The 25,188-nt window shown below is 62.2% G+C and carries 24 protein-coding genes; 13 read left to right on the top strand and 11 right to left on the bottom strand.

The window, feature by feature from the left end:
- Positions 1 to 10: 10 nt before the first annotated feature.
- From EA796_RS01695 to EA796_RS01665, 7 genes are all read left to right on the top strand, one after another.
- A complete protein-coding gene (locus tag EA796_RS01695) occupies positions 11 to 721 on the top strand; it encodes a response regulator transcription factor (protein ID WP_122107288.1) in 711 nt (236 codons plus the stop codon).
- Positions 718 to 2,052 (top strand): sensor histidine kinase, encoded by a 1,335-nt coding sequence (locus EA796_RS01690; protein ID WP_122107287.1) that lies wholly within the window; start codon positions 718 to 720, stop codon positions 2,050 to 2,052. Before EA796_RS01695 ends, EA796_RS01690 begins: the two co-directional genes overlap by 4 nt.
- Before the next feature lie 113 nt (positions 2,053 to 2,165).
- On the top strand, positions 2,166 to 3,077 hold the full coding sequence (gene cysM, locus EA796_RS01685) for a cysteine synthase CysM (protein WP_122107286.1): 912 nt from the start codon (positions 2,166 to 2,168) through the stop codon (positions 3,075 to 3,077).
- Between the two features lie 3 nt (positions 3,078 to 3,080).
- A complete protein-coding gene (gene rlmD, locus EA796_RS01680) occupies positions 3,081 to 4,433 on the top strand; it encodes a 23S rRNA (uracil(1939)-C(5))-methyltransferase RlmD (protein ID WP_122107285.1) in 1,353 nt (450 codons plus the stop codon).
- Positions 4,434 to 4,552: 119 nt separating this feature from the next.
- Positions 4,553 to 6,796 (top strand): GTP diphosphokinase, encoded by a 2,244-nt coding sequence (gene relA / locus EA796_RS01675; RefSeq protein WP_021442157.1) that lies wholly within the window; start codon positions 4,553 to 4,555, stop codon positions 6,794 to 6,796.
- A gap of 93 nt (positions 6,797 to 6,889) precedes the next feature.
- Entirely contained in the window at positions 6,890 to 7,720 is an 831-nt protein-coding gene (mazG, locus tag EA796_RS01670) for a nucleoside triphosphate pyrophosphohydrolase (RefSeq protein WP_122107284.1), read from the top strand.
- A 182-nt stretch (positions 7,721 to 7,902) separates the two neighbouring features.
- Entirely contained in the window at positions 7,903 to 8,442 is a 540-nt protein-coding gene (locus EA796_RS01665; RefSeq protein ID WP_021442159.1) for a DUF2058 domain-containing protein, read from the top strand.
- A 61-nt stretch (positions 8,443 to 8,503) separates the two neighbouring features.
- Here the strand turns inward: EA796_RS01665 and EA796_RS01660 are convergent, their stop codons facing one another.
- From EA796_RS01660 to EA796_RS01640, 8 genes are all read right to left on the bottom strand, one after another.
- Complete coding sequence (locus tag EA796_RS01660) at positions 8,504 to 9,055, bottom strand: YdeI/OmpD-associated family protein (protein WP_122107283.1); 552 nt, start codon at positions 9,053 to 9,055, stop codon at positions 8,504 to 8,506.
- 268 nt (positions 9,056 to 9,323) lie between these two features.
- On the bottom strand, positions 9,324 to 10,499 hold the full coding sequence (locus tag EA796_RS01655; RefSeq protein WP_178082520.1) for a hypothetical protein: 1,176 nt from the start codon (positions 10,497 to 10,499) through the stop codon (positions 9,324 to 9,326).
- A gap of 92 nt (positions 10,500 to 10,591) precedes the next feature.
- The gene (locus tag EA796_RS23015; protein ID WP_147459023.1) at positions 10,592 to 11,446 is read right to left on the bottom strand and encodes a hypothetical protein; all 855 of its coding nucleotides are present in this window, start codon (positions 11,444 to 11,446) and stop codon (positions 10,592 to 10,594) included.
- 107 nt (positions 11,447 to 11,553) lie between these two features.
- Positions 11,554 to 12,771, bottom strand: a complete 1,218-nt coding sequence (locus EA796_RS23010) for a DUF6161 domain-containing protein (RefSeq protein ID WP_147459022.1) — start codon at positions 12,769 to 12,771, stop codon at positions 11,554 to 11,556.
- A gap of 100 nt (positions 12,772 to 12,871) precedes the next feature.
- Complete coding sequence (locus EA796_RS01650; protein WP_122107281.1) at positions 12,872 to 13,597, bottom strand: abortive infection system antitoxin AbiGi family protein; 726 nt, start codon at positions 13,595 to 13,597, stop codon at positions 12,872 to 12,874.
- Positions 13,598 to 13,687: 90 nt separating this feature from the next.
- Positions 13,688 to 14,251 (bottom strand): hypothetical protein, encoded by a 564-nt coding sequence (locus tag EA796_RS23005; RefSeq protein ID WP_147459021.1) that lies wholly within the window; start codon positions 14,249 to 14,251, stop codon positions 13,688 to 13,690.
- A 94-nt stretch (positions 14,252 to 14,345) separates the two neighbouring features.
- A complete protein-coding gene (locus tag EA796_RS01645; RefSeq protein ID WP_122107280.1) occupies positions 14,346 to 14,936 on the bottom strand; it encodes a hypothetical protein in 591 nt (196 codons plus the stop codon).
- Between the two features lie 301 nt (positions 14,937 to 15,237).
- Positions 15,238 to 16,236 (bottom strand): AraC family transcriptional regulator, encoded by a 999-nt coding sequence (locus EA796_RS01640; protein ID WP_122107279.1) that lies wholly within the window; start codon positions 16,234 to 16,236, stop codon positions 15,238 to 15,240.
- Between the two features lie 162 nt (positions 16,237 to 16,398).
- Between EA796_RS01640 and EA796_RS01635 the strand changes: the two genes are divergently transcribed.
- The 5 genes from EA796_RS01635 (at position 16,399) to EA796_RS01615 (ending at position 22,002) form a co-directional block, all read left to right on the top strand.
- The gene (locus tag EA796_RS01635) at positions 16,399 to 17,538 is read left to right on the top strand and encodes an acyl-CoA dehydrogenase family protein (protein ID WP_122107278.1); all 1,140 of its coding nucleotides are present in this window, start codon (positions 16,399 to 16,401) and stop codon (positions 17,536 to 17,538) included.
- 23 nt (positions 17,539 to 17,561) lie between these two features.
- Complete coding sequence (locus EA796_RS01630; RefSeq protein WP_122107277.1) at positions 17,562 to 18,383, top strand: amidohydrolase family protein; 822 nt, start codon at positions 17,562 to 17,564, stop codon at positions 18,381 to 18,383.
- An 83-nt stretch (positions 18,384 to 18,466) separates the two neighbouring features.
- A complete protein-coding gene (locus EA796_RS01625; RefSeq protein ID WP_122107276.1) occupies positions 18,467 to 20,113 on the top strand; it encodes an AMP-binding protein in 1,647 nt (548 codons plus the stop codon).
- Between the two features lie 159 nt (positions 20,114 to 20,272).
- Positions 20,273 to 21,454, top strand: a complete 1,182-nt coding sequence (locus tag EA796_RS01620; RefSeq protein WP_122107275.1) for a CaiB/BaiF CoA-transferase family protein — start codon at positions 20,273 to 20,275, stop codon at positions 21,452 to 21,454.
- A 35-nt stretch (positions 21,455 to 21,489) separates the two neighbouring features.
- Entirely contained in the window at positions 21,490 to 22,002 is a 513-nt protein-coding gene (locus tag EA796_RS01615; protein ID WP_122107658.1) for an O-acetyl-ADP-ribose deacetylase, read from the top strand.
- A 172-nt stretch (positions 22,003 to 22,174) separates the two neighbouring features.
- On the opposite strand, the gene EA796_RS01610 is transcribed toward EA796_RS01615, so the two are convergent.
- The 3 genes from EA796_RS01610 to EA796_RS01600 all read right to left on the bottom strand — a co-directional run bounded on the left by EA796_RS01610 (position 22,175) and on the right by EA796_RS01600 (position 24,119).
- Entirely contained in the window at positions 22,175 to 22,669 is a 495-nt protein-coding gene (locus EA796_RS01610) for a SprT family zinc-dependent metalloprotease (RefSeq protein ID WP_122107274.1), read from the bottom strand.
- Positions 22,670 to 22,756: 87 nt separating this feature from the next.
- Positions 22,757 to 23,356: a Yip1 family protein gene (locus tag EA796_RS01605; RefSeq protein WP_021444086.1), complete on the bottom strand. Its 600-nt coding sequence runs from the start codon at positions 23,354 to 23,356 to the stop codon at positions 22,757 to 22,759.
- 166 nt (positions 23,357 to 23,522) lie between these two features.
- On the bottom strand, positions 23,523 to 24,119 hold the full coding sequence (locus tag EA796_RS01600) for a DNA-J related domain-containing protein (RefSeq protein WP_122107273.1): 597 nt from the start codon (positions 24,117 to 24,119) through the stop codon (positions 23,523 to 23,525).
- Positions 24,120 to 24,218: 99 nt separating this feature from the next.
- On the opposite strand from EA796_RS01600, the gene ttcA reads away from it, so the two are divergent.
- Positions 24,219 to 25,043 carry a tRNA 2-thiocytidine(32) synthetase TtcA gene (gene ttcA, locus EA796_RS01595; protein WP_003244364.1) on the top strand — a complete coding sequence of 275 codons (825 nt, stop codon included), beginning with the start codon at positions 24,219 to 24,221 and terminating at the stop codon, positions 25,041 to 25,043.
- Positions 25,044 to 25,188 lie beyond the last annotated feature (145 nt).

Genomic DNA, 25,188 nt, shown 5'->3' with positions numbered 1-25,188 from the left:
GTCGTTCGCCATGCTGTCCACCGCCCATCCCGCCGCCCGCATCCTCGCCGTCGAAGACGACCCGCTGCTCGCCAGCCACCTGCAGGCCTACCTGCAGGGCTGCGGCTACCGCGTCACCCTCAGCCGTGACGGCAGCGAGGGGTTGCGTCTGGCCGAGTGCGAGGACTTCGACCTGATCCTGATGGACATCCTGCTGCCCGGTACCAATGGCCTGGACGCTCTGCAACAGCTGCGCCGGCGGCGCGGCGTGCCGGTGCTGCTGATCTCGGCGCTGGGCGACGAGCCCCATCGCATCGCCGGCTTCAGCCAGGGCGCCGACGACTTCCTGCCCAAGCCGTTCAGCCTCGGCGAACTCAGCGTGCGCATCGAGGCGATCCTGCGCCGGGTCGCCTACGAGCGGCGCGAGCCGTCGCCGCGCGAATCGGCCGACGCCCTGTGGTTCGACGAGGACCGCTGCGACGTGGCCCTGGCCGGCCACTGGGCGGGCCTGACCCCCAGCGAGTACCGGGTGCTGGAGCTGCTCTGGCGGCACCGCGACGAGGCGCTGAGCAAGCCATTCCTCTATCAGCAGGCGCTGCGCCGCGGCTACGCCCAGCACGACCGCAGCCTGGACATGCACGTCAGCCATATCCGCCGCAAGCTGCAGACCATCGGCTACCAGGGCGGGCGGGTGGAAACGGTGTGGGGCCGGGGCTACGTGCTGGCGCGGGCGGGCGCATGAGGCTGCCGGGGCGGCACTCGCTGCTGTGGAAACTGACCGGCGCGCTGGCGCTGTTCTGCCTGCTGCTGGTCAGCCTGCATGTCGACCTGGAGCGCCTGTTCATCCAGGCCACCTCGCGTCTGCCGGCGTCGACCAAGGCGCTGCTGCGCGCCTATGGCCAGGAGGCCGAGGCCGCCTGGCGCGAGGCGGGGGCGAGTGGGATCGATGCCTTCCTGGCGCGCCTGCGCGAGCGCGAGCAGGTCTGGGCGGCGGTGGTCGACGGGCAGCAGCGCGCCCTGTCGTCGCAGGCGCTGAACGGGGACGAGCGCGCGCGGCTGGACTTCGTGCGCCGTCTCGACTGGCTGGTGGGGCGACCCGGCGGCACGCCGACCTTCTATGTGCCGTTCAGCGACGGCGAATCGCGCCTGGTGATGGAGCTGCCCCAGCGCCTGAACCCGCGCCAGCACCTCGAACTGTGGAACCTGCTGCTGCAGCGGATAGTGCCGGCAGTGCTCGCGGTGCTGCTCGGCGTGCTGCTCTATCGCCTGCTGATCGCCCCGCTGGCGATCCTGCGGCGCCAGGCCAACGCCCTGCACGCCGACGATCTCAGTGCGCGGGCCGGCGGCGTGGCGCGGCGCCGCGACGAGCTGGGCGAGCTGGCCCGCGCCTTCGACCACATGGCCGAGCGCCTGCAGGCCACGGTGTCGCTGCAGCGCCAGCTGCTACGCGACCTCTCCCACGAGTTGCGCACCCCGCTCAGCCGCCTGCGGGTGGCCGGCGAGAGCGGCCAGGATGCCGAGCAGCTGAGCCAGCGCGTGCTGCAGGAGGTCGACGGCATGCAGCGCCTGGTGGCCGATACCCTGGAGCTGGCCTGGCTCGACACCGAGCGCCCGCGGCTGAGCGCCGAGCAGGTCGAGCTGGCCGCGCTGTGGGATGTGCTGGCGGAGAACGTGCGGTTCGAGAGCGGCTGGTCCGGCGCACGGCTGCGCTACGAGGTGGCGGGCGACTGCCGCCTGCACTGCAACCTCAATGCCCTGGCCCAGGCCCTGGAGAACGTGCTGCGCAACGCCGTGCGCCATTCGCCGGCCGGCGGCACGGTGCGTCTCGGCGGGCGCCGCGAGGGCGCCTGCTGGCACCTGTGGCTGAGCGACGAGGGCCCCGGCGTGGCCGAGGCGCAGCTGGAGGCGATCTTCCTGCCCTTCACCCGCCTCGACGGTTCGCGCCCCGGCGACGGCGGTTTCGGCCTCGGCCTGAGCATCGCCCGCAGCGCCATCGCCGGGCAGGGCGGGCGCATCTGGGCGGAGAACGGCGCGCCCGGGTTACGCGTGCATTTTCAGCTGCCGGCCGCCTGAGTCCGGGCGCCTCGCGCGCCCTCTGCAGCTCTTGCGCGACAGCATGGCGTGATGCCGTCGCGGGTTAGGCGTATCATGATGGCCCTTCGCGGCAGTCCGGATTCGAGCGACCCATGACCCTGCACTTTCCCACCATCGCCGATTGCGTCGGCAACACCCCGCTGGTGCGCCTGCAGCGCCTGCCGGGCGACACCTCCAACACCCTGCTGGTCAAGCTGGAAGGCAACAACCCGGCCGGGTCGGTCAAGGATCGTCCGGCGCTGTCGATGATCACCCGCGCCGAGCTGCGCGGCGACATCCAGCCCGGCGACACCCTGATCGAGGCCACCAGCGGCAATACCGGCATCGCCCTGGCCATGGCGGCGGCGATCAAGGGTTACAAGATGATGCTGATCATGCCCGACAACATGAGCGCCGAGCGCAAGGCGGCGATGACCGCCTACGGCGCCGAGCTGGTGCTGGTGAGCAAGGAAGACGGCATGGAAGGCGCCCGCGACCTGGCCGAGAGCCTGCAGCGCGGCGGTCGCGGCAAGGTGCTCGACCAGTTCGGCAACGGCGACAACCCCGAGGCCCACTACGTCGGCACCGGCCCGGAAATCTGGCAGCAGACCGACGGGCGCATCACCCACTTCATCAGCTCGATGGGCACCACCGGCACCATCATGGGCGTGTCGCGCTACCTCAAGGAGCAGAACCCGGCGGTGCAGATCGTCGGCCTGCAGCCGCAGGAAGGCTCGGCCATCCCCGGCATCCGCCGCTGGCCGCAGGAATACCTGCCGAAGATCTACCAGGCCGAGCGCGTCGACCGCGTCATCGACATGGCCCAGGTCGAGGCGGAAACCGTGATGCGTCGCCTGGCGCGGGAAGAGGGGATCTTCTGTGGCGTGTCCTCCGGCGGTGCGGTGGCGGCCATGCTGCGCCTGTCGCGCGAGGTGGAGAACGCGGTGATGGTGGCGATCATCTGCGACCGCGGCGACCGCTACCTGTCCACCGGCGTCTACGACGAACCCGCGGCAGAGCACTAATTCATGGCCAAACGCAGCTCCGTTCTGCGCTTTCAACCCAGTGGCGGCAGCCGCGCTCCCCAGGTGCCGGTGGGCAAGAAGCAGCAACTGAGCATCGAGCGCCAGGCCGGCGACGGTCGCGGCATCGCCTTCGACGGCGGGCGCACCTGGTTCGTCAGCGGCGCCCTGGCCGGCGAGCGCGTCGAGGCCAGGGTGCTGGCCGCGCGCAGCCAGACCGTCGAGGCGCGCGCCGAACGCATCCTCGCGCCTAGCGCCGCGCGGCGTCAGCCGCCCTGTGCGCATGCCGGGCGTTGCGGCGGCTGCAGCCTGCAGCACATGCCCCATGCCGATCAGCTCGCCCTGAAACAGCGCACCCTGGCCGAGCAGCTCGCGCGGCTCGGCGGCGTGCAGCCGGACGAATGGGCGGCGCCGCTGGTGGGGCCGGAATTCGCCTACCGCCGCCGCGCGCGCATCGCCGTGCGCTGGGACGCCAAGGTGCGCCAGCTGCAGGTGGGTTTTCGCGCCGAGGCCAGCCAGGAGATAGTCGCGATCGACGACTGCGTGGTGCTGGTACAGCCCTTGCAGCCGATTCTGCGCGGTCTGCCGGCGCTGCTGCGGCTGCTGGGCAAGCCGCAGGCGTTGGGCCATGTTGAGCTGTTCAGCGGCAGCGCCGAGGCGCTGTTGCTGCGCCATACCGCACCGCTCGATCAAGCCGACCTGCTGCTGCTGCGTGCCTTCTGCGCCGAGCACGGCGCGCAGCTGTGGCTGCACGGCGAGGGCGAGCCTCAGGCCGATCAGGCCGGCGCCGAGCTGGGCTTTGCCCTGCAGCGCTGGCAGCTGCAACTGGCCTATCGGCCGGGAGATTTCGTCCAGGTCAACGGTCCGGTCAACGAGGCGATGGTCGCCCAGGCGCTAGACTGGTTGGCAGTGCGGCCCGGTGAACGGGTGCTGGATCTGTTCTGCGGCCTGGGCAATTTCGCCCTGCCGCTGGCGCGCCAGGCCGCCGAGGTGGTGGCGGTGGAGGGCGTTGAGACTATGGTTGCGCGCGCCGCGGCCAACGCCGCCGGCAACGGCCTGGACAACGCGCACTTTTTCCGTGCCGACCTGTCCAAGCCGCTGGCCGACGAGGCCTGGGCCGGCGGCGGTTTCGCCGCGGTGCTGCTCGATCCGCCGCGTGACGGCGCGCTGCAGGCGGTGCGCGGGATGACGGCGCTGGGCGCGCGGCGCCTGGTCTACGTCTCCTGCAACCCGACCACCCTGGCGCGCGACGCCGCCGAGCTGGCGCAGCAGGGCTACCGCCTGCGCCGTGCCGGGATTCTCGACATGTTTCCGCAGACCGCGCATGTCGAGGCCATGGCCCTGTTTGAGAAACCCTAGGCTGCGGCCCGGGGCACGAGGGATGCGCAGGACGCGCGTGCTTTCAGTTAATCCGACCGGTTCGCAGAAACCGGCGACTGCTCGGCGCACCTTGGGCGCGCCGTAGGGAAGGTAAGACGATGGTTCAGGTGAGAGCGCACCAGCCGATCAACGACGACGGCAGCATCAACCTCGAGGCCTGGCTCGACCATGCCGCGAGCGTCGATCCGGCGCTGGATCGCGAGGCCCTCAAGGAGGCCTGCGAATTCGCCCGCGATGTCGAGCAACAGGCCAATCCCACGCAGAACCTGTGGGTCGAGGGCACCTCCAGTTTCCGCGTCGGCCTGGAGATCGCCGAGATTCTCGCCGACCTCAAGCTCGACCAGGATTCGCTGGTGGCCGCGGTGCTCTACCGCGGCGTGCGCGAGGGCAAGGTGACCCTGGCCGCGGTGCACCAACGCTTCGGCCCGGTGGTGGCCAAGCTGATCGAGGGCGTGCTGCGCATGGCGGCGATCAGCGCCTCGCTCAACCCGCGCGATTCCCTGGTGCTCGGCTCGCAGGCGCAGGTGGAGAACCTGCGCAAGATGCTGGTGGCCATGGTCGACGACGTGCGCGTGGCGCTGATCAAGCTGGCCGAGCGCACCTGCGCTATCCGTGCGGTCAAGGAAGCCGACGAGGAGAAGCGCCAGCGCGTGGCGCGCGAGGTGTTCGACATCTACGCGCCGCTGGCCCACCGCCTCGGCATCGGCCATATCAAGTGGGAGCTGGAGGACCTGTCGTTCCGCTACCTGGAACCGGTGCAGTACAAGCAGATCGCCAAGCTGCTGCACGAACGGCGGCTGGATCGCGAGCAGTACATCAACGACGTGATGAACCAGCTGCGCGCCGAACTGGAGGCCACCGGGATCAAGGCCGACATCAGCGGGCGGGCCAAACACATCTATTCGATCTGGCGCAAGATGCAGCGCAAGGGCCTGCAGTTCAGCCAGATCTACGACGTGCGCGCGGTGCGCGTGCTGGTGCCGGAGGTGCGCGACTGCTACACCGCCCTCGGCATCGTGCACACCCTGTGGCGGCACATTCCCAAGGAGTTCGACGACTACATCGCCAACCCCAAGGAGAACGGCTACCGCTCGCTGCACACCGCGGTGCTCGGCCCGGAGGGCAAGGTGCTGGAGGTGCAGATCCGCACCCACGCCATGCACGAGGAGGCCGAGCTGGGCGTGTGCGCGCACTGGCGCTACAAGGGCACCGACGTCAAGTCCGGCTCCAACCACTACGAGGAGAAGATCTCCTGGCTGCGCCAGGTCATCGAGTGGCACGAGGAACTGGGCGATATCGGCGGCCTGGCCGAGCAGCTGCGCGTCGACATCGAGCCGGACCGGGTCTACGTGTTCACCCCCGACGGCCACGCCATCGACCTGCCCAAGGGCGCCACGCCGCTGGATTTCGCCTACCGCGTGCACACCGAGATCGGTCACAACTGCCGCGGCGCCAAGATCAACGGGCGCATCGTGCCGCTCAACTACAGCCTGCAGACCGGCGAGCAGGTGGAGATCATCACCAGCAAGCAGGGCACGCCGAGCCGCGATTGGCTCAACCCCAACCTGGGCTATATCACCACCAGCCGCTCGCGGGCGAAGATCGTCCACTGGTTCAAGCTGCAGGACCGCGACCAGAACGTCGCCGCCGGCAAGACCATGCTCGAGCGCGAGCTGGGCCGCCTGGCCCTGCCGCATGTGGATTACGACAAGCTGGCAGAGAAGGCCAACCTGAAGACCGCCGAGGATCTGTTCGCCTCGCTCGGCGCCGGCGACGTGCGCCTGGCCCATGCGGTCAACCTGGCCCAGCAGCTGGTGGAGCCGGAGCGCGCCAGTGAGCAGCTCGAGCTGATCCCGCGCAAGGCCCAGGGCTTCAAGCCGGGCAAGCGCGGCGACATCCAGATCCAGGGCGTCGGCAACCTGCTGACGCAGATGGCCGGCTGCTGCCAGCCGCTGCCGGGCGATCCGATCGTCGGCTACATCACCCTCGGTCGCGGCGTCACCATCCACCGCCAGGATTGCGCCACGGCGCTGCAGCAGGCCGCCCGCGAGCCGGAGCGGATCATCCAGGTGAGCTGGGGCGAGGCGCCGGTGCAGACCTATCCGGTGGAGATCGTGATCAAGGCCTACGACCGCTCCGGCCTGCTGCGCGACGTGACCCAGGTGCTGCTCAACGAGAAGCTCAACGTGCTGGCGGTCAACACCCGCTCGAACAAGGAGGACAACACCGCCTCCATGTCGATCACCGTGGAGATCCCCGGCCTGGACGCTCTCGGCCGCCTGCTGGCGCGCATCAGCCAGTTGCCCAATATCATCGAGGCGCGCCGCCACCGCGCCAATTGAGCCTCAAGCGGCAAGCTTCAAGCAGCAACTGAACAGCGGCACTCGGCGCTTTCTTGCGGCTTGAAGCCTGTGGCTTGCAGTCCAGGAGCTTGCATGTACCGACTCGACGACCTGCTGCATCTGATGGCCCGCCTGCGCGACCCGCAGCACGGCTGCCCCTGGGACCTCAAGCAGAGCTACGCGAGCATAGTGCCGCATACCCTCGAGGAGGCCTACGAGGTGGCCGACGCCATCGAGCGCGGCGATTTCGAGCACCTGCCGGGCGAGCTCGGCGACCTGCTGTTCCAGGTGGTCTACTACAGCCAGCTGGCCCGCGAGGAGGGGCGCTTCGACTTCGCCCGGGTGGTCGACGGCATCACCCGCAAACTGATTCGCCGCCACCCCCATGTGTTCGTCGACGGCGACCTGTACGGCGCGCCGGATGCGGCGAAGCTGGAAGAGGCGGCGGTCAAGCAGCGCTGGGAGGAGCTCAAGGCCGAGGAGCGCGCCGAGAAGGCCGCCGCGCCCGAGCAGCTGTCCTTGCTCGACGACGTGCCCGCCGCGCTGCCGGCGCTGAGCCGCGCGGCCAAGCTGCAGAAACGCGCCGCCCAGGTCGGCTTCGACTGGCCGGACGCGCTGCCGGTGGTGGACAAGGTGCGCGAGGAACTGGACGAAGTGCTCGAGGCCATGAGCGAGAACGATGCCGAGGCGGTGGCCGAGGAGATCGGCGATCTGCTGTTCGTCGTCACCAACCTGGCCCGGCATCTCAAGGTCGACCCGGAAGGCGCGCTGCGCGCGGCCAACGGCAAGTTCGAGCGGCGCTTTCGCTTTATCGAGCAGAGCGTGCGCGAGGCCGGCCGCAGCCTGGACGGCTGCTCGCTGGAGGAACTGGACGCCCTGTGGGGCGAGGCGAAGAAGCTCGAGAAGCAGACGCCGGGGTGCTGAACCGAGCTGGCCCGGATGAAATCCGGGGGATTGCTCGGCACGCCGTTCCCGGATTGCGTCCGGGCTACGCGGTGCTTTCGGGCTGGAGCCGCGGCCGCTTAGCCCTTATGCTGGGCACCTTCGACCGGCGGCGCCGAGGGCTCGGCGCCGCTGCAACTGAATCATGTTCGGGATCTCTAGTCATGGGTCTTTCCCTGCGCGACCAGCTGCTCAAAGCCGGCCTGGTCAACGAAAAACAGGCCAAGCAGGTTGGCAAGCAGCAGCAGAAGCAGAAGCGCCTGGCGCACAAGGGCCAGGCCGAACTGGACGACAGCGCCCGCCAGGCCGCGCTGCAGGCCCAGGCCGAGAAGGCCGCGCGCGACCAGGAACTCAATCGCCAGCAGCAGGAAAAGGCCGAGCAGAAGGCCCGCGCCGCGCAGATCAAGCAGCTGATCGAGCGTTCGCGTCTGCCCAAGCTGGACGGCGACGACTACTACAACTTCGTCGACGACAAGAAGGTCAAGCGCCTGGCGGTTAACACCCTGATGCGCAACAAGCTGTCCAACGGCTGGCTGGCCATCGTCCGCCACGGCGGCGGCTACGAGGTGATCCCCCGCGAAGCGGCGCTGAAGATCCAGGAGCGCGATCCCTCGCGCATCGTCCTGCTCAACACCCATGTCGAAGCGCCGGACGCCGACGACCCCTACGCCGCCTACCAGATTCCCGACGATTTGATGTGGTAACCAGGTGCGCACCAGCGCGCCGATTAGCGGCGGCTAGAGCTCCTGGCTCGACGTTCGGCGGTCAATCCGCGGCCTCGGGCGCGCGTAAGGCCTTGCTGTAGTAGCCCGACTGATCGAAGCAGCAGACCCGCTGCTTGCCCTCGCCGAGCATGGCGCAGGCATCGGCGATACGCTTGGCGCGGGTCTTGGCCTGCTTGGCCGACTCGATCCAGTGAATCCAGTCCAGCCGCGCGATAGTCGTCGTCGCGTCCCAGACGCTGCGCGCCGCGGGTGCGGCGGCCAGTGCCGCGGCCAGATCCGCCGGCACCTGCGGCTCGGGCTCCTCCGTCACGGGCTCGATTTCCAGCGTGACCAGATCGCCGACACTCGCGCCCGCAGCCTGCAGCAGGTCGCTATCCACCCGCAGCCAATGACTCAACTGGCCATCCGGCTCGAGCCTGGCCCGGAACGGCTGCCCATTGAGGTGGCCGTCCACGCTGGTCCTGCCGCGCCTTGGCAGCTGCTCGCTCACCTCCCGCGGCAGCACCACGAATGCCCAAGAGGGCTCGCCAGCCGGCAGGCGAGGGCGCAGCAGTTTTGCCTGGAACTGGGCGTTTTTATCCGTCTGAGGCATTGGGGCAGTTTCCTGAGTGTGCCAATTCGCGGAAATCGTGGTCTGTCCCTGATTCTATGGGTAGGAGCTTGAGCCCCTTGTGCACGTCCTTGAACCGCGGCATCGCCCGCGCCTCCCTGCGATTGAATGAACTGGAGGTTATCAGCCTGCGAACCGGGTGACAGCAGGTTTTTCTACAGCCTCAACGTTTGGTTAAGGGGCGGGCTTTAGCCCGTCCCAGTGAGCGAAGCGAACGATTTGAACCGGTTGTTGGACGGCAATTTCACAGTCACCAATCCATATCCGCAGATTGACTCCACTGGCCAACTAGGTACTCCGCTAAGCTTTCCATTTCTTCACAAGATTGCATTGCTCTGGCGTATGTTCCATCGGCCGCCATTGTCAAAATAGCCGGTAAGTTGGTTCGTTGAAGGTAAATTCTTGCCGGCTCACGCGCATCACTCCACAGATACTCCATAAAGCTCAGTATGACTTGAATGGCCGCAGGGTCTTTCACTGTGCTCGGGCCTGTAAGGGAAAATTTTCGCGATCCCCGCATATGAGGTAAAAGCACAGGAGCAGCTCCCGCGCCAGAGTGAAAGGTGAAGGCCTCTCCTTGTTTTCCGAACGACCCATGTGCAACAAAGTTTCGATGCTGTCTTCTTATCTCAGTAAGATCGTCGTAGAAACGCTTTGAAGTGGGCTCCTGAAGGTCAAAGACGGCTTTGAATTTATTGGCCCAATCAGTGCTGGCAAGAGATGCAGCCTCGCTCCCCGTGCCAATTTTTCCTTGGAGTATTGCGAGATGAATAAATACATGCTCGGTGAAACTGAAAAATGCATCGATAACCGAGCTCGCTAGCCAAGCGGATTTTTCTGTGAGTGTATATGGTTCAGAAAAGTAACCATTCCAACCTGAAATACGCTCCTCAAGTGAAAGTTTTTTTCTACGCTCGTCCTCTCTTTGAATCTCGCCAACTATATTTTTATATTCTCCCAGAAAGTACTGAAAGCGCTGGTGAAGTTCACCGGTATGGTTTTTAACATTGAGTTTAGAGCCATTGACAGCGCTCTCGGCACGCCACTCGAAGTACGGGCGTGCCGCCTTTGTGGCCTTTTGAATGCGTGCTGCGATCTCTGCTGCTTCTGTCTCGTGTGCCTGTGGATTATCTACAAAGATACCAAGTCCCATCTTTCTATGTTCGATGAGATAAGCCTTCCCCTTGTAATCTATGGGGACAGACCAAGCCAGCTTTTCGAACTGGCCAAGATTTTTAAATTTTAGGAGATCGACCAGTAAAAAATATACAAGGTAATACGGAGGAAGCTTGCGGCCAGCATCAGTGCGTTGTGCGGAAAAAAGAAGATTCTGCGGGGCTTCTGTCGATTCTCCGGTGGGACGGATCGGCGCAATGGCCCTTTCGGCTGCGGCTCTGACACGCTCGAGATGATCTGGCAGATTCACGTTTTTGTCGTCCAACGCTGCGCTCACCGGTAAATTTGAAGCGCAGCGGAAAATTTATCCGAGTGCAGCGCCTTGTTAGAAGGATAGAATCACTAGCAAACAACCACTCCACGAACAGTTGCAAGCATAATTTCATATATATCCATGAGCTTACGACAAGCAAATATTGCGGAATTATAATTTTCAGTGAACGAGGGATTGCTTTCATCGAGTTTTATTTCAATGCCATCAACCTCTATAGACTTTGATTTTCCTTTGTGGATGCCTAGGTTGTGCACTGTATTTCTTTGACTTCTATAGTGATCCAGAAAGTCCCTCAATTCAGAACGCACCTGTTTATCCATGTTGCACTTAGAGAAGACGTAGCTTATCTTTTCTGCACTTGAAACATAAAAGTTAACTCCTTTTATTTTTTCAAGTGCGCATTTCTTTTTATCTTCATCTAGTTCAGAAGAGTATATTTCGATTAGCTTAACAAGCTCAATTTCTTTTTTGTTACTTCTTGGCTCTATCTGGATTAGCTCTTCATACAGCTCATCAACATAATGTTCAAATGTAGAAAAGGTATTAACCGTAAAGTCAAGGAAATTAGATCCAATAATGAAGTCTGTTCTTGCACCAAAGAGCTCAAATAAATCTTGTTTTGCGATCTCCAGTCTTTTGAAGTCCTCATCTTGATAGAAATCAGCTATGAGCTCATCTCTAAGCTCTGACAAAGGGCCTCGCTCATGAAGAGATGCAGAAATCTCATCGTTAATAAAGTACACAAGAAGTAAGTCAATTTGGTTTGACATGGTTGTAAAGAAATTACTGTACGGTTGGCCTTTGCACGCACCTTGCTTTAAAGCCAAGAAATACCCTTTTATGAGAGCTTCACCTTTTAAAACAAGAAGGTTATAAATTCTTTCTTTGTTGTTTATATCAAACGAATTAACTTTTTCATACATGGCCTATCCCTGCCTTCTAACGTTTGGTTAAGGGGCGGGCTTTAGCCCGTCCCAGCGAGCACAGCGAGCGATTTGAACCAGTTGTTAGCATTTAATATGCTGCATTATTATGGCTTCGATGTTGTTCTCAGTATTTCTCCAGCACTTGGCATTGTAGGGCCGGTCTCGGTAGTAAGTAGTCCTGTTTCGCTTCTACTGAATAAGGCTTGCAATACAATATCGCGAGAGTTCTCATCAATTTTCTGGTCATTTATAAGGGATAGATATAAGTATGTTAATTGCTCTCGCTCTTCGGCGTCGCGCATTAGATGAAAAGAACTGAAAGCTAATCTAGAAAGGGTACGAACCAAGAACGCATAAACGGCAAGAACAGTACCAAAAATAACAACGCCTTGTATTGTGTTGAGTTGTACAGAAACTTGCTGGCCTTTCAGCCACTCTGTGAAAAATCCAGAAAAATATACAACGCCGAGTAACAAAGAAAAAATAAGAGCTAGAGACCATAGCCCCCCTTGTATCCCAAGTTTTCTAGCAGCACGCTTCCAATATTGGGCAGGCTTTTCTAGACGCAATTTTTCCTGATATGTGTTCTCAAGATCGGATATTCGAGTCCTGCAGCCGTCCATATAGGAAATGAACTCATCTTTATGCTTGGTCTGCTGCTCTGAATGTTCGGTCGCTGATTTTTCGAGCCACGACGACCATGTTTCTCTATTCTCTGAGAACCATGAATTCAAATCTTCTTTAAAATTTTCGGTTTCTCCAATAAGAGTGTTAGTAGTTTTTTCAAGCTGGCTGCGCAGTTGAGCCAATGATGCTTTTTCTCCATTTCTTCGTTTTATAATTTCGGAGTCTTGATTTGTAAATTCGTAACCAATCATGGCTCCTAAGAAAGCGGAGTGATGGCTTAGGTTTCCAATTTGTTTTTTTGTTATGTAATCTAAAAAAGCTGTTGCTACTGCATTACCATATTCTTTGTGGCTGTCTACAAAAGGCTTTACAAACGGGTGGCCACTCCAAAGCCAACTTGGCATTGCATGTCTTAAGGTATTCTGGTTTAGACTATTTATCTGCTGTTGAATATAGTTGTCGTCCCACTCCTTTAGCTTGTCAGTCCAGCTTTCGATTTCCTTGGCTGCTTGATCGAGTCTATTGTAATTATTTAGCGCTCCATGGATTTGGTTTTGGCCGTTTTCAATAGACTTACGCTGCTCCTTCCAGAATGTAACTTCAGCGTTTAGAAACTCATAAAATTCGCGAAGCCCTTCAAATTTAAAGCTCTTTCCTGAAAGGTCATTGAGTTGAATATTTATTTTTCTGTTCAATTGCGAATCTCGTTGTTTGAATGCTAACGTTTGGTTAAGGGGCGGGCTTTAGCCCGTCCCAGTGAGCGCAGAGAACGCTTTGAACCATTTGTTAGAGGCTTCAAAGGTCGAACGCTACCGTGTCTAGAGAAATAATTCTAGAACTTAGTATTTTTAGATCGTTAAGTGGATACTGGCCAAGATTATTGTTTATAAAATCAACAATTTCAGGGATGTCAGAGTCTTGTTTTACAAAAATATACTTAACATCTGATGGTAGAAATTCTAGTTTATAGTTTTCCATGGCTTTGTTGTGTTCTTCGATAGTCTCTTTATATTCGGATTCGAAGAGGATCGTGTCGGATATATTTTCCTCGGGAGTGAATCGCCATTCGCTCTCTTGGTAGAAGTCTTTTGAGATGACTTTTCCACCAACTACCATTGAGCCAGATAGTGGCTTTACGAGCTTTAATAGCCTCCAGAAATTTAGCTCTCTATCTTTTTTCTGCTCATCTGTTTCAGTGCCACTTCCATGAAGCAGGTACCCTGAAATTCTTGGTACAAGCCCATTGTCGGAGCAGTAAATTACGGGATTTAATTTGTTTTTTAATCCCCAATCTTTAGTGAATCCGATTCCATATGCGCCATAAAAACTTGTGTGCTCATTTATTCGGGATAGCGGAATGTCGCAGAAGCAGCACATAGGATATGCAACTTTTTCTTCAATTCCAAACCACTCATGATCTTCTTGGCAGTACCGAGGAAATAGTCCATTTTTCAAAATGTTCTTCAGGAAGTTAATGCTGCCAGTAAAATGAAACAGGCTAGCGGAGCGCGGTTTAGACATGCTTTGCCTCTAACGTTTGGTTAAGGGGCCGGCTTTAGCCGGTCCCAGTGAGCGAAGCGAGCGATTTGAACCAATTGTTATACCTACGTGCTATGGGAAACTCTGCTTTCCATACAGCCAGAGGAATTTATCGAGCTTCTTAATACTTATTTTTTTGAGTCGGTAGTGTTCTTTAAGCGCCAGTATTCCTGATACATAATCGGAATAATTGAGAAGGCTTTTCTTTGTGGCCCTGTTTGCGGTAACAGATTTCAAGTAATAGTGCAGAAGATTTGCTGCATATTTATCGTATATTGGGTATGCGTCTTGATTGTGCCAGCTGCAATATTTTGTGGCAAATGAATATACACGCCGATTGCCTAAGCCATTTTTCTCTATGTCTGTGACTAGTGATAAATCGCCTTTCTTCAACCTAGAGTCTATGTTCATTCCGTGAATATTCTTGGCTAATCGATAGGTTGCGTAAACGTTGGTTTGGTAAAGGTCGTTAAGACACGTGACTTTAAGAAGTACTTCATCGAAGTTTTTGTTTGAAGGAAACATTTTGAATAGTTTCCCTAGTGCAGACTCTGCGCCAAAAAACTCCTCTGTGGAGTTTTCGCTTAAATACTGGCGAATAAATTCCGGAGTCGGGTTTTGTATGGTGTTCGACAAGTTTCCTCCGGGGTATAACGTTTGGTTAAGGGGCGGGCTTTAGCCCGTCCCAGTGAGCGTAGCGAACGGTTTGAACCAGTTGTTAGCCGCCGAGCTAGTACGGGGCAGCGATTTCAACCTCACTTGCAAGCTCTTTAAGTTTGTCCGAGATGGCGCCATAGCGACCTTTTACTTTTAACCACGAGCCTGCGGAACCAACTCTTTCTTGGCCGATGGCATTTAATACGGCCCGCTTAGACTTAGCGCTTTCATGGGCGGCATAATTTCTAAGGGCAGATAGCTGCTCTAGAGTTTGTTTGTATTTATCTTTCTTGATTATGGTGATCAAGTAATGATTATCTGGAACAAATTTTTTGAGAGTTTTTATAAGTCCGTCCCGGCCCTTGAAATCGAAATAGTTGCCACCAAGTACAAGATACTCACACACCTCGTCCGTAAGATGTTTTGGAAACTCGACACCTGTTGTTGAAGAGATTGTTGCTGTGCTGTTGTTTATTGCGCCAACTATTGCCGACAGCATCATCTGCTCAAATTCGCGATAAAGTCGAATAACAGCATAGTCGTGGCACCAAGAATTTTGCTGATCTGAAAGACCTTGCGCGGGTCCAGCTACGAACTGTTGTAGTTCATCGGCGTGCTCTATAAATTCCCGAGCAGACTTCTTGACACTCTTCTTTTTCGGCACGGTGCTTTCCTAGTAGCTAACTATTAATTAGGCGACATAGCCGTCGCGTTTACCCACGACACCTGTCGCATAACCTTCCCTGTCGTTCTGTAAGTTCTTGTCTGGCCTGAAGATGCTCGCGGCAAACGCGACAGCACTCAGGGAGCAACGCGACAGGGATAACGGCAAGCTGGTCGCTTCTGGCGTAATGCCAGCAGGCTTGAGCCAGAAGCTAGTGCATGACTGCCGGTTCTGTCCATGCACAGCGCCAGGCAACTTGTGCCGGCAGCGAATGCGGCGGTTGCAGCGCCGCCGGCGCGTCTTACCCCTCCTGCGCGCGATAGGCCCCCGGCGTCAGCCCGGTCCATTTCTTGAACGCGCGGTGGAAGGCCGAGGGTTCGGAGAAGCCGAGCTGTTCGGCGATGTCCTGGATGGCCAGCTCGTCGCGGCCGAGGTGGTAGATGGCAAGGTCGCGGCGCAGGTGGTCCTTGAGTTCCTGGAAGCTGGTGCCTTCTTCGCGCAGGTGGCGGCGCAGGGTCTGCGGGCTGATATGCAGCTGCTGGGCGACCCGTTCCAGGTCCGGCCATTGCTGGCAGTCGCGGCCGAGCAGGCGGCGGATCTGGCTGGTCAGGCTGTCGCCGCCGTCGGGGCGGGCGAGCAGGTCGGCGGGGGAGTGTTCGAGGAACTGCTTGAGCGTGCGTTCATCCTGCAGCAGCGGCATGGCCAGGTAGCGGGCGTGGAACAGCAGGCTGGTGCTGCCTGCGCAGAAGCGCCGGGTGCAGGGAAACAGCAGTTCGTACTCGGCGGCATGTTCCGGCTCGGGGTAGGCGAAGGTGGCTTCCTCCAGGCGGATGCGCTGGCCGATCAGCCAGCTGCCGAGGCGGTGCCAGATCACCAGCAGGCTTTCCACCAGGAAGTGGTCGGGGTCCCACAGGCTGCTGTCGTCCACGCTCAGCCGCGCCCAGTCGCCTTCGCGCTGCAGGCGGATGCTCGGCGCATCGGGGAACAGGCCGTAGAACAGCGCGCCGCGGCTCAGCGCTTTTTCCAGCGTGCGGCAGTGGATGATGGCGTGGCCCATCATGGCGAAGGTGCCGCGTTTGCTCGGTTGGCGGCCGAAGCCCAGGTACTCGTCGTCCAGCGCTTCCCACAGCAGCTGCATCAGCCGGGCGAACTGCTCGGGGGCGATGCGCGCACGCGGCTCGATGAGCACCGCCGGCTGGATGCCGGCCTGGCGCAGCAGCGGCTCGCAGGCCAGGCCCCGACGCTGCGCGCCGCGCAGGGCGGCGCGGACGAAATGGCTGGCGATGGTGCGTTCGCGCATGTCGGGCTTCCGTGATCGGGGTGCCGATGGTAGGCAGCGGCTGTGGTGCAGGGCAAGCCAGCCGAGCGATTGGGTCAATCGAGGCTGAGCGCATGGGTCATTGAGGGGGACGGGGGCGGCGCCTAACCTCGCTGGCAGCACAATCAGCGGAGGAACCGCCCCATGCAGCGCAACCATTTCGACACCGAGCACAACCTGTTCCGCGACGCCTTCGCCGCATTTCTCGATAAGGAGGTGGTGCCGCATCAGGAGGAGTGGGAGGCCGCCGGGGTGGTCGACCGCAGCGTGTGGGCCAAGGCCGGCGAGATGGGCTTTCTGCTGCCCTGGGCGGACGAGGAGTACGGCGGCGCCGGGCTCAAGGATTTCCGCTACGAGCAGATCATGTGCGAGGAGCTGGCGCGGATCAACGAGCCGGGCTTCATGATCCCGCTGCACTCGGCGCTGTGCGGCCCCTATATCGCCGAGTACGGCAGCGCGGAGCAGAAGGCGCGCTGGCTGCCAGGCATCGTCCGCGGCGAGACCATCCTCGCCGTGGCCATGACCGAGCCGGCCGCCGGTTCCGACCTGGCCGGCATGCGCACCACCGCGCTGGACAAGGGCGACCACTGGCTGCTCAACGGTTCCAAGGTGTTCATCTCCAACGGCTACCTGGCCGATCTGGTGATAGTCGCGGCCAAGACCGACCCGGCCAACAAGCACGCCATGGGCCTGTTCCTGGTCGAGCGTGGGATGCAAGGTTTCGAGCGCGGCAAGAAGCTGAAGAAGCTCGGCATGCACAGCCAGGACACCGCCGAGCTGTTCTTCAACGACGTCAAGGTGCCCAAGGAGAACCTCTTGGGCGATGCCAAGGGCGGCTTCTTTTACCTGATGAACATGCTCGCCCAGGAGCGCCTGACCAACGCCTGCGGCGCGGTGGCCGGCGCCGAGGCGGCCTTGCAGACCACCATCGACTACGTCAAGGAGCGCCAGGCCTTCGGCCGCCCGGTGGCGCATTTCCAGAACACCCGCTTCAAGCTGGCCGAGATGCGCACCCAGATCGACGTGGCCCAGGTGTTCACCGACCGCTGCGTGATGGATCACAACCAGAAGAAGCTCAGTGCAGAAGTCGCCGCAGAGGCCAAACTGTTCACCACCGAGCTGCTGTGCAAGGTGGTCGACGAGGGCGTGCAGCTGCACGGCGGCTGGGGCTACATGTGGGAATACCCGATCTGCAAGATGTACGCGAACGCGCGCATCCAGCGCATCTTCGCCGGCACCTCGGAGATCATGAAGGAGATCATCAGCCGCGGGATGAAGCTGTAGCGGCCGTTCGACGGAGAGTGGAGATGAATCTTGCAATTGACGCATGGGCCCAGCCCGCCGGTGGCCGGCTGCGCGAACGCATGCCGGAGGTGGCGCGGCTGTTCGAGAAGTCCGGCAGTGCGCATCTGCTGGATGTGCGACTCGACCCCGAGGAGACCATCGCGCTGATGGACGAGGCCGGTGTCGACAAGCTGATGCTGGCCGCCTGGTGCCGCCCCGAGGGCTGGGTGTTCAGCAACGACGAGATCGCCGAGTTCACCCGGGCCTTTCCCGAGCGCTTCGTCGGCGTGGCCACGGTCGACCTGAGCAAGCCGATGGCCGCCGTGCGCGAGCTGGAGCGGGCCGTGCACGAGCTGGGCTGCAAGGCGCTGCGCATCGTGCCCTGGCTGTGGAAATTGCCGCCGAACGACCGGCGCTACTACCCGCTGTACCTGAAGTGCATCGAGCTGGACATTCCCTTCTGCACCCAGGTCGGCCATACCGGCCCGCTGATGCCGTCGGAAACCGGGCGCCCGGTGCCCTATCTGGACGAGGTGGCGTTGGACTTTCCGGAGCTGCGCATCGTCGCCGGGCATATCGGCCATCCCTGGACGGACGAGATGATCGGCGTGGCCTGGAAGCACGACAACGTCTTCATCGACACCTCGGCCTATCTGCCCCGTTACTACCCGGCGCAGCTGCTGCAGTACATGCAGAGCTACGGCGCGCACAAGGTGCTGTTCGGCAGCAATTTTCCCCAGCTGTCCCTGAGCCGCTGCATGGCCCAGGTCAAGGAACTCGGCCTGGACGCCGAGGTGGAGGCGCAGTTTCTGTACGGCAACGCCCGCCGGGTGTTCGCCTTGTAATGTCCGACTGAGCGAGACGCCCCCGGTGCCGCGCCGGGATCTGCCGCTGGCCCCGCACAACAACCGACAACAGGTGCGCCGCGATGACCGAACCACTGCAACTGCCGCTGCAACGCTTCAACCACTGGCTGGATCGGCAACCCGACGCGGTCTGGCTGCGCCAGCCGGTGGCCGGTATCTGGCACGATTTCACCTGGCGCCAGGTCGACGAGCAGGCGCGGCGCCTGGCCAGCGCGCTGCTGGCGCTGGGCTGCTTGCCCGGCGAGCGGGTGGCGCTGCTGGCGAAGAACTGCGCCGAATGGTTTATCAGCGACCTGGCGACCCAGCACGCCGGGCTGGTCAGCGTGCCGCTCTATCCGCTGCAGGCGCCCGAGCAGATCGCCTATGTGCTGCAGCACGCCGGCTGCAAGCTGATCCTGGTGGGCAAGCTGGACGAGCCGGACAAGCTGGCCGCCGGCATCGGCCCGCATATCACGCGCATCGCCATGCCCTATCCGACCATGCCGGCCGAGCACCGCTGGCACGAGCTGCTGGCCGCCCACGAGCCCCTGGCGGGTAGCCGCCAGCAGCGCGGCGACGAGCTGCTGTCGATCCTCTACACCTCGGGCACCACCGGGCAGCCCAAGGGGGTGATGCTCTCGGCCCATGCCATGGCCTTTTCCGCGGCGCACGCCACGGCGGAGATGGGCATGACGCCGCAGGACCAGTTCTTTTCCTACCTGCCGCTGTCGCACGCCGCCGAGCGCTTTCTGGTGGAGTTCAACAGCCTCTATTGCGGCGCGCCGGTGGCCTTCGTCGAGTCGCTGGAGACCTTCGCCAGCGACCTGCGGCGGGTGCGGCCAACCGTGTTCTTCTCGGTGCCCAGGCTGTGGACGCGCTTTCAGCAGGGCGTGCTGGAGCAGCTGCCGGCGCACAAGCTCGAACGGTTGCTGCGCATCCCGCTGCTCGGCCGCCTGGTGGCGCGCAAGGTGCGCGCGGGGCTGGGGCTGGATCGTGCGCGCATCCTGGTGTCTGGCGCGGCGGCGATTTCCACTGGGCTGCTGGACTGGTACCGGCGCCTGGGTCTGACCATTTGCGAGGGCTACGGCATGACCGAGCACTTCGCCTACGGCTGCTTCAACCGGCCGGGGCAGGTGCGCTTCGGCACGGTCGGCCGGCCCATGCCGCACCTGCAATTGCGCATCGACGCCAGCGGCGAGATCCTGTTGCGCAGCGAAACCCTGATGCAGGGCTATTACCGCGAGCCGGAGAAGACCGCCGAGACGCTCGAGGGCGGCTGGCTGCACACCGGCGACCGCGGCCAGCTGGACGAGGCGGGCTACCTGCGCATCACCGGGCGGGTCAAGGACATCTTCAAGACCAGCAAAGGCAAGTACGTGGCGCCGGCGCCCATCGAGGGCGAGATCGCCAAGAGCCACTGGGTCGAGCAGGTGTGCCTGATGGGCAGCAACCTGGACCAGCCGCTGGCGCTGATCGAGCTGTCGCCGGCGGCCCGCCAGCAGCCGCAGGAGGTGGTCGGCCAGGCGCTGCAGGCGCATCTGCAGGCACTCAACGAGCGCCTGGCGCCGCATGAGCGCATCAGCCATTTCATCCTGGTGCGCGAGGCCTGGACGGTGGACAACGGCTGCATGACGCCGACCATGAAGATCCGCCGCAACGTGCTGGAGGCGCGCTACGCCGGGGCGCTGGCTGGCCTGTCGGCGAGCGATGCCATTGTCTGGGAGCCCTGATCCCTGGCCCGCAGGCAATCCGCTAGCGCAATTCCGGATGGCATCCGGGCTACGCCGGCCGGGGTTGCACCGTTCTACCCCTCGCCCCTCTGGGGAGAGGGCTGGGGTGAGGGGCTAGGGCCTCTCGCCCGACACCACATCATCTGATCGGGAGTCGCCATGTCCGGCCCATTGTCTTCGCTGAAAATCCTCGACTTCTCCACCCTGTTGCCGGGGCCCTTCGCCTCGCTGCTGCTGGCCGACCTGGGCGCCGAGGTGCTGCGCGTGGAGTCGCCCACGCGCATGGACCTGGTGCGCGTGCTGCCGCCGCACGACGGCGGCACCTCCACCAGCCACGCCTACCTCAACCGCAACAAGCGCGCCATCGCCCTCGACCTCAAGCGCCCCGAGGCGCTGGAGGTGGTGAAGAAGCTGGTGGGCGAGTACGACATCGTGCTGGAGCAGTTCCGCCCCGGGGTGATGGACAAGCTGGGCGTCGGCTACGAGGCGCTGAAGGCGATCAACCCGCGGCTGATCTACGTGTCGATCACCGGCTACGGCCAGAGCGGGCCGTACAAGGACCGCGCCGGGCACGACATCAACTACCTGGCGCTGGCCGGCCTCGCCAGCTACACCGGCCGCCGCGACAGCGGCCCGCTGCCGCTGGGGGTGCAACTGGCGGATATCGCCGGCGGCTCGCTGCACGGGGTGATCGGCCTGCTCGCCGCGGTGGTGCAGCGCCAGGTCACAGGCCTGGGCCAGCAGGTGGACGTGAGCATGACCGACTGCGCCTTTAGCCTGCACGCCATGGCCGGCGCCGGCTACCTCGGCGCCGGGGTGGAGCCGGAGATGGAGAACCAGGCGCTCAATGGCGGCAGCTTCTACGACTACTACCGCACCCGCGACGGCCGCTGGTTCTCGGTGGGCAGCCTGGAGCCGCAGTTCATGCAGCAGTTCTGCCAGGCCATCGGCCGGCCGGAGCTGGCGGCGCGCGGGTTGTCGCCGAAGCCCGAGGATCAGCGCGCGCTCAAGCGCGAGATCGAGATCGAATTCGAGCGCCGCGACTTCGCCGAGTGGTGCCAGCGCTTCGCCGCCCTGGACGCCTGCGTCGAGCCCATGCTGCCGCTGTCCGAGGCGGTGGAACATCCGCAGATCAAGGCGCGCGGGCTGGTCACCGAGGTGCCGCGCGATGGGCTGCCGGCGCAGCGGCAACTGGCCTGCCCGCTGAAGTTCTCGGGCGGTTTGCCGGCGCCGCGGCATATCGGCGCGGCGGTCGGCGCGCATACCGAGGAAGTCCTGGCCGAACTGGGCTACAGCGCCGAGCAGATCGCCGCGCTGCGGGCGGTCAAGGCGCTGGGCTGATTGACGGGGCTATGCTGAAGCGGGAGGGCCCGGCCATGATCGCCATGCTCGAAGCCGTCCAGGCCGATATCACCGGCCTGGAGGTCGACGCCATAGTCAACGCCGCCAACAGCTCGCTGCTCGGCGGCGGCGGGGTGGACGGTGCCATTCACCGCGCCGCCGGGCCGCGGCTGCTGGAGGCCTGTCGGCCGCTGGGCGGTTGTCCCACCGGCGAGGCGCGGCTGACGCCCGGCTTCGCGTTGCCGGCGCGCTGCGTGATCCATACGGTGGGGCCGGTCTGGCACGGCGGCGAGCGCGGCGAGGCGCAGCTGTTGGCCAGCTGCTATCGCAATGCGCTGCGCCTGGCCGCCGAGCATGAGCTGCGCAGCATCGCCTTTCCCTCGATCAGCACCGGCATCTACGGTTATCCCGCCGAGCAGGCGGCCGGCATCGCGGTGGCGACGGTACGCGAGGAAGTCGCCCGCCTGCCGAGGATCGAGCGCGTGCTGTTCTGCTGTTTTTCCGCCGCCGATCTGGCGCGGTATCGGGATTTGCTAAGGCAACTCTGAAATAGCCGTCGTTTCCGCGCAGGCAGGACAGCAGCTTTATCGCTGAACGGCGCAATAGTCCAGAAGGTGCGTAGTCCCTGGGCCGCCTTCGCGGGGGTGGCGATAAATGGCTTTTTCAGGACGTTCCTGACGTAGGGCGTGCCTGTGGGCGCTGCCGGGGCCTGGCCGCAGGCTATTCCACCCGCTGCTGGCCGGTGAACTGCAGGGTCACCTTGCAGTGTCGGCAGTAGTAGCGTCGGCCCTTGGCCACCAGGGCATGGCGCTGGGCGGAGAAGGGGAATTCGCCGTCGGGGCAGCTGCAGCGGTAGATAAAGCGGCTGACCTTGCGCCGCTGCACGTCGTAGCTGTGGCAGCGGTGCGGCGGCAGCTCGTAGACCCCGCGCATGATCAGTTGCCATTCCTCGCCGTGGGGCTGGATGCGCGGGCCGAACAGCTGGTGGGCGATCAGGTGCGCCACCTCGTGGGCCACGGTCTGCTGCAGGAAGTCCTCGCGGTTGTCGCGATACAGCTGCAGGTTGAAGCGCAGCTTGTTTTCCGTCAGATGGGCGACGCCGGCCTTCTGCCCACGCAGCTTGAAGCTGATCTCGGGGCGAGCGAAGCGTTGCTTGAAGAAGGTTTCGGCCAGCTGGTAGCAGGCCTCGACGCGGGCGTGGAGCTGTTCGGGCATGCGCCGATTATGCCCAATCATGGCCCTGGCGGCAGCCCATAAACGACGAAACCACCCGCAGGTGGTTTCGCCGAGTCGCCATTGCCCTCAGCTGGTGTAGACCGGGCCGACGCCCAGGCCCCAGAGGATCACCGAGGTGGCGATCATCGCCACCAGCACCACCAGGCCTACCGCCAGCACCGAGCTGGAGAACATGAACCCCTCGTCCTCGGGGATGTTCATGAAGGTCGGGATGCCGACGTAGAGCAGGTACACCGTGTAACAGATGGCCACCGTGCCGACCACCATCGCCAGCCACAGGTGCGGGTAGAGCGCCGCCAGGCCGCCGATGAACAGCGGGGTGGCGGTGTAGGCCGCGAACACCACGCACTGGGTCATGGTCGGGTTGGCGTCGTAGGTGCGCGCCATCCAGTGGATGAAGGCGCCCATCACCGCGACGCCGGCGAGCATCGCCAGGTAGGACATGATGGTCATGCTCAGGGCGCTGCCCTCGGTGAGCATCACCGGCGCTCGGTCGCCGATCGACCAGCCCACCTGGGTGGTGCCGATGTAAGCCGAGACCGCCGGGATGGCGGCGAGCAGCAGGACATGGGTCAGGTACATGTGGCTGATGGTTTCTTCCTCGCCACGGATTTCTTGCCATTCTTGGTCGGGATGGGTGAAGAGCCCCCAAACGTGGTGGATCATGCCAGACACCTCCTCTTTTTATGACGATCGCCCCCCAGCGGACGCCCGGCGCGCGTGTACAGCGCCACCGGGTGCCAGGCCGAACCTATGCGACCGTATGTCGCAGTATAGGCAGGGGCTGGAGGGCGCGTGGTGCCTGGCTTTAGAGCGAATTGCTCTCTGCCGGTCAGTTGTAATAGCGCTCTAGAATTTCCATGGCCTTGTTGATCGACTGCAGCCGCTCGGTGCTGCCGCCGCGATCCGGGTGGTGCTGGCTGACCAGCTGGCGGTAGCGCCGCTTGATGCTGGCCAGGTCGAGGACCGCGCCGGGGCCGTCCAGTTCGAACAGCGCCAGCGCCGCCTGTTTCTCCTCGCCGCCCTGCATGCGGGTCCAGAAACTGGCCAGCAGGCGCTCGACATCGCGCTCGTCGGTATCGCGCAGGTTGCTCATGTCCAGGTAGTAGTCGCGCAGCCCGTCGCGCTCGCTGAGCGCCGCGCTGCCGGCCTGGTAGGGCTGCAGGCGGATGCACAGCGGGGCGATCTGCAGCAGGTGGCGGCCCTCCTGCCAGAGCCGCTCGCGCAGGCGGTACAGGGCGTTGAACAGGAGGAAATGGGTGCGAAACAGCACCAGCTTGTCGGTCAGCGGCAGGTTGGGGATATGCCCGCTGTGGCGCTGCTTGAGCTGCTGGATCAGCTGGTACTCGGCCAGCCCGTCGGGCGCGGCGAGCAGCAGTTCGAGCACCTGGTCGGCCAGGTCCAGGTCGGGGTCGAGGTCGTCGTTCATCGGCCGAGCCTAGCATTTCGCCGTCGGTGGGGTAGGGCGAGCGGGCCATTGTGCGTAAAATGTCGCGCTTTCGTTCCTACCCCCGGATTCCGACGCACCATGGGCACCCTTTCGGTCAACCAGAACAAACTGCAGAAGCGCATTCGCCGCCTGGCCGGCGAAGCCATCACCGACTTCAACATGATCGAGGATGGCGACAAGGTGATGGTCTGCCTGTCCGGCGGCAAGGACAGCTACACCATGCTCGACGTGCTGCTGTACCTGCAGAAGGTGGCGCCGATCAAGTTCGAGATCGTCGCGGTGAACATGGACCAGAAGCAGCCCGGCTTTCCCGAGCATGTGCTGCCGGCTTACCTCGAATCCATCGGCGTGGCCTACCACATCATCGAGAAGGACACCTACTCGGTGGTCAAGGAGAAGATCCCCGAGGGCAAGACCACCTGCTCGCTGTGCTCGCGCCTGCGCCGCGGCACCCTGTACACCTACGCCGACGAGATCGGCGCGACCAAGATGGCGCTGGGGCACCACCGCGACGACATCCTGGAAACCTTCTTCCTCAACATGTTCTACGGCGGCACGCTCAAGGCCATGCCGCCCAAGCTGCTCTCAGACGACGGCCGTAACGTGGTGATCCGCCCGCTGGCCTACTGCGCCGAGGCCGATATCGAGGCCTACAGCCAACTCAAGGAATTCCCCATCATCCCGTGCAACCTGTGTGGTTCGCAGGAGAACCTGCAGCGTCAGGTGGTCAAGGAGATGCTGCAGGAGTGGGAGCGCAAGAGCCCGGGTCGGGTCGAGATCATGTTCCGTGCGCTGCAGAACGTGCACCCCTCGCAACTGGCCGACCGCAACCTGTTCGACTTCAAGAGCCTGAAGATCGACGACAGCGCCACGCCGCGTTTTCTCGATGTGATGAGCCTGTAACGCACGGCCGTAGGGTGGATCACGCTTTACCGATCCACCTTGCAAGGGAATTGGTGGATGTAAAAAGCGACATCCACCCTACGCCCCTCCCACAAGCGACGCGAACTGTGGGAGGGGCTTTAGCCGCGACCATTGTTTCTCCACG

Origin of the sequence: Pseudomonas sp. AOB-7 (assembly GCF_003696305.1) — a bacterium.
In the GTDB taxonomy this organism is placed as follows: domain Bacteria; phylum Pseudomonadota; class Gammaproteobacteria; order Pseudomonadales; family Pseudomonadaceae; genus Aquipseudomonas.
This window is presented reverse-complemented; position numbering and strand designations above follow the sequence as displayed.

Bases quoted from the DNA above. Each gene is read 5' to 3' on its own strand.
- EA796_RS01660 (WP_122107283.1), bottom strand. From the start codon at position 9,055: ATGCCTCAGACGGATAAAAACGCCCAGTTCCAGGCAAAACTGCTGCGC.
- EA796_RS01610 (WP_122107274.1), bottom strand. From the start codon at position 22,669: ATGCCCGAACAGCTCCACGCCCGCGTCGAGGCCTGCTACCAGCTGGCC.
- EA796_RS01615 (WP_122107658.1), top strand. From the start codon at position 21,490: ATGATCGCCATGCTCGAAGCCGTCCAGGCCGATATCACCGGCCTGGAG.
- EA796_RS23015 (WP_147459023.1), bottom strand. From the start codon at position 11,446: ATGTATGAAAAAGTTAATTCGTTTGATATAAACAACAAAGAAAGAATT.
- rlmD (WP_122107285.1), top strand. From the start codon at position 3,081: ATGGCCAAACGCAGCTCCGTTCTGCGCTTTCAACCCAGTGGCGGCAGC.
- ttcA (WP_003244364.1), top strand. From the start codon at position 24,219: ATGGGCACCCTTTCGGTCAACCAGAACAAACTGCAGAAGCGCATTCGC.
- EA796_RS01625 (WP_122107276.1), top strand. From the start codon at position 18,467: ATGACCGAACCACTGCAACTGCCGCTGCAACGCTTCAACCACTGGCTG.
- EA796_RS01695 (WP_122107288.1), top strand. From the start codon at position 11: ATGCTGTCCACCGCCCATCCCGCCGCCCGCATCCTCGCCGTCGAAGAC.
- EA796_RS01640 (WP_122107279.1), bottom strand. From the start codon at position 16,236: ATGCGCGAACGCACCATCGCCAGCCATTTCGTCCGCGCCGCCCTGCGC.
- cysM (WP_122107286.1), top strand. From the start codon at position 2,166: ATGACCCTGCACTTTCCCACCATCGCCGATTGCGTCGGCAACACCCCG.
- EA796_RS01630 (WP_122107277.1), top strand. From the start codon at position 17,562: ATGAATCTTGCAATTGACGCATGGGCCCAGCCCGCCGGTGGCCGGCTG.
- EA796_RS01665 (WP_021442159.1), top strand. From the start codon at position 7,903: ATGGGTCTTTCCCTGCGCGACCAGCTGCTCAAAGCCGGCCTGGTCAAC.
- EA796_RS01690 (WP_122107287.1), top strand. From the start codon at position 718: ATGAGGCTGCCGGGGCGGCACTCGCTGCTGTGGAAACTGACCGGCGCG.
- mazG (WP_122107284.1), top strand. From the start codon at position 6,890: ATGTACCGACTCGACGACCTGCTGCATCTGATGGCCCGCCTGCGCGAC.
- relA (WP_021442157.1), top strand. From the start codon at position 4,553: ATGGTTCAGGTGAGAGCGCACCAGCCGATCAACGACGACGGCAGCATC.
- EA796_RS01600 (WP_122107273.1), bottom strand. From the start codon at position 24,119: ATGAACGACGACCTCGACCCCGACCTGGACCTGGCCGACCAGGTGCTC.
- EA796_RS01620 (WP_122107275.1), top strand. From the start codon at position 20,273: ATGTCCGGCCCATTGTCTTCGCTGAAAATCCTCGACTTCTCCACCCTG.
- EA796_RS01635 (WP_122107278.1), top strand. From the start codon at position 16,399: ATGCAGCGCAACCATTTCGACACCGAGCACAACCTGTTCCGCGACGCC.
- EA796_RS01650 (WP_122107281.1), bottom strand. From the start codon at position 13,597: ATGTCTAAACCGCGCTCCGCTAGCCTGTTTCATTTTACTGGCAGCATT.
- EA796_RS01605 (WP_021444086.1), bottom strand. From the start codon at position 23,356: ATGATCCACCACGTTTGGGGGCTCTTCACCCATCCCGACCAAGAATGG.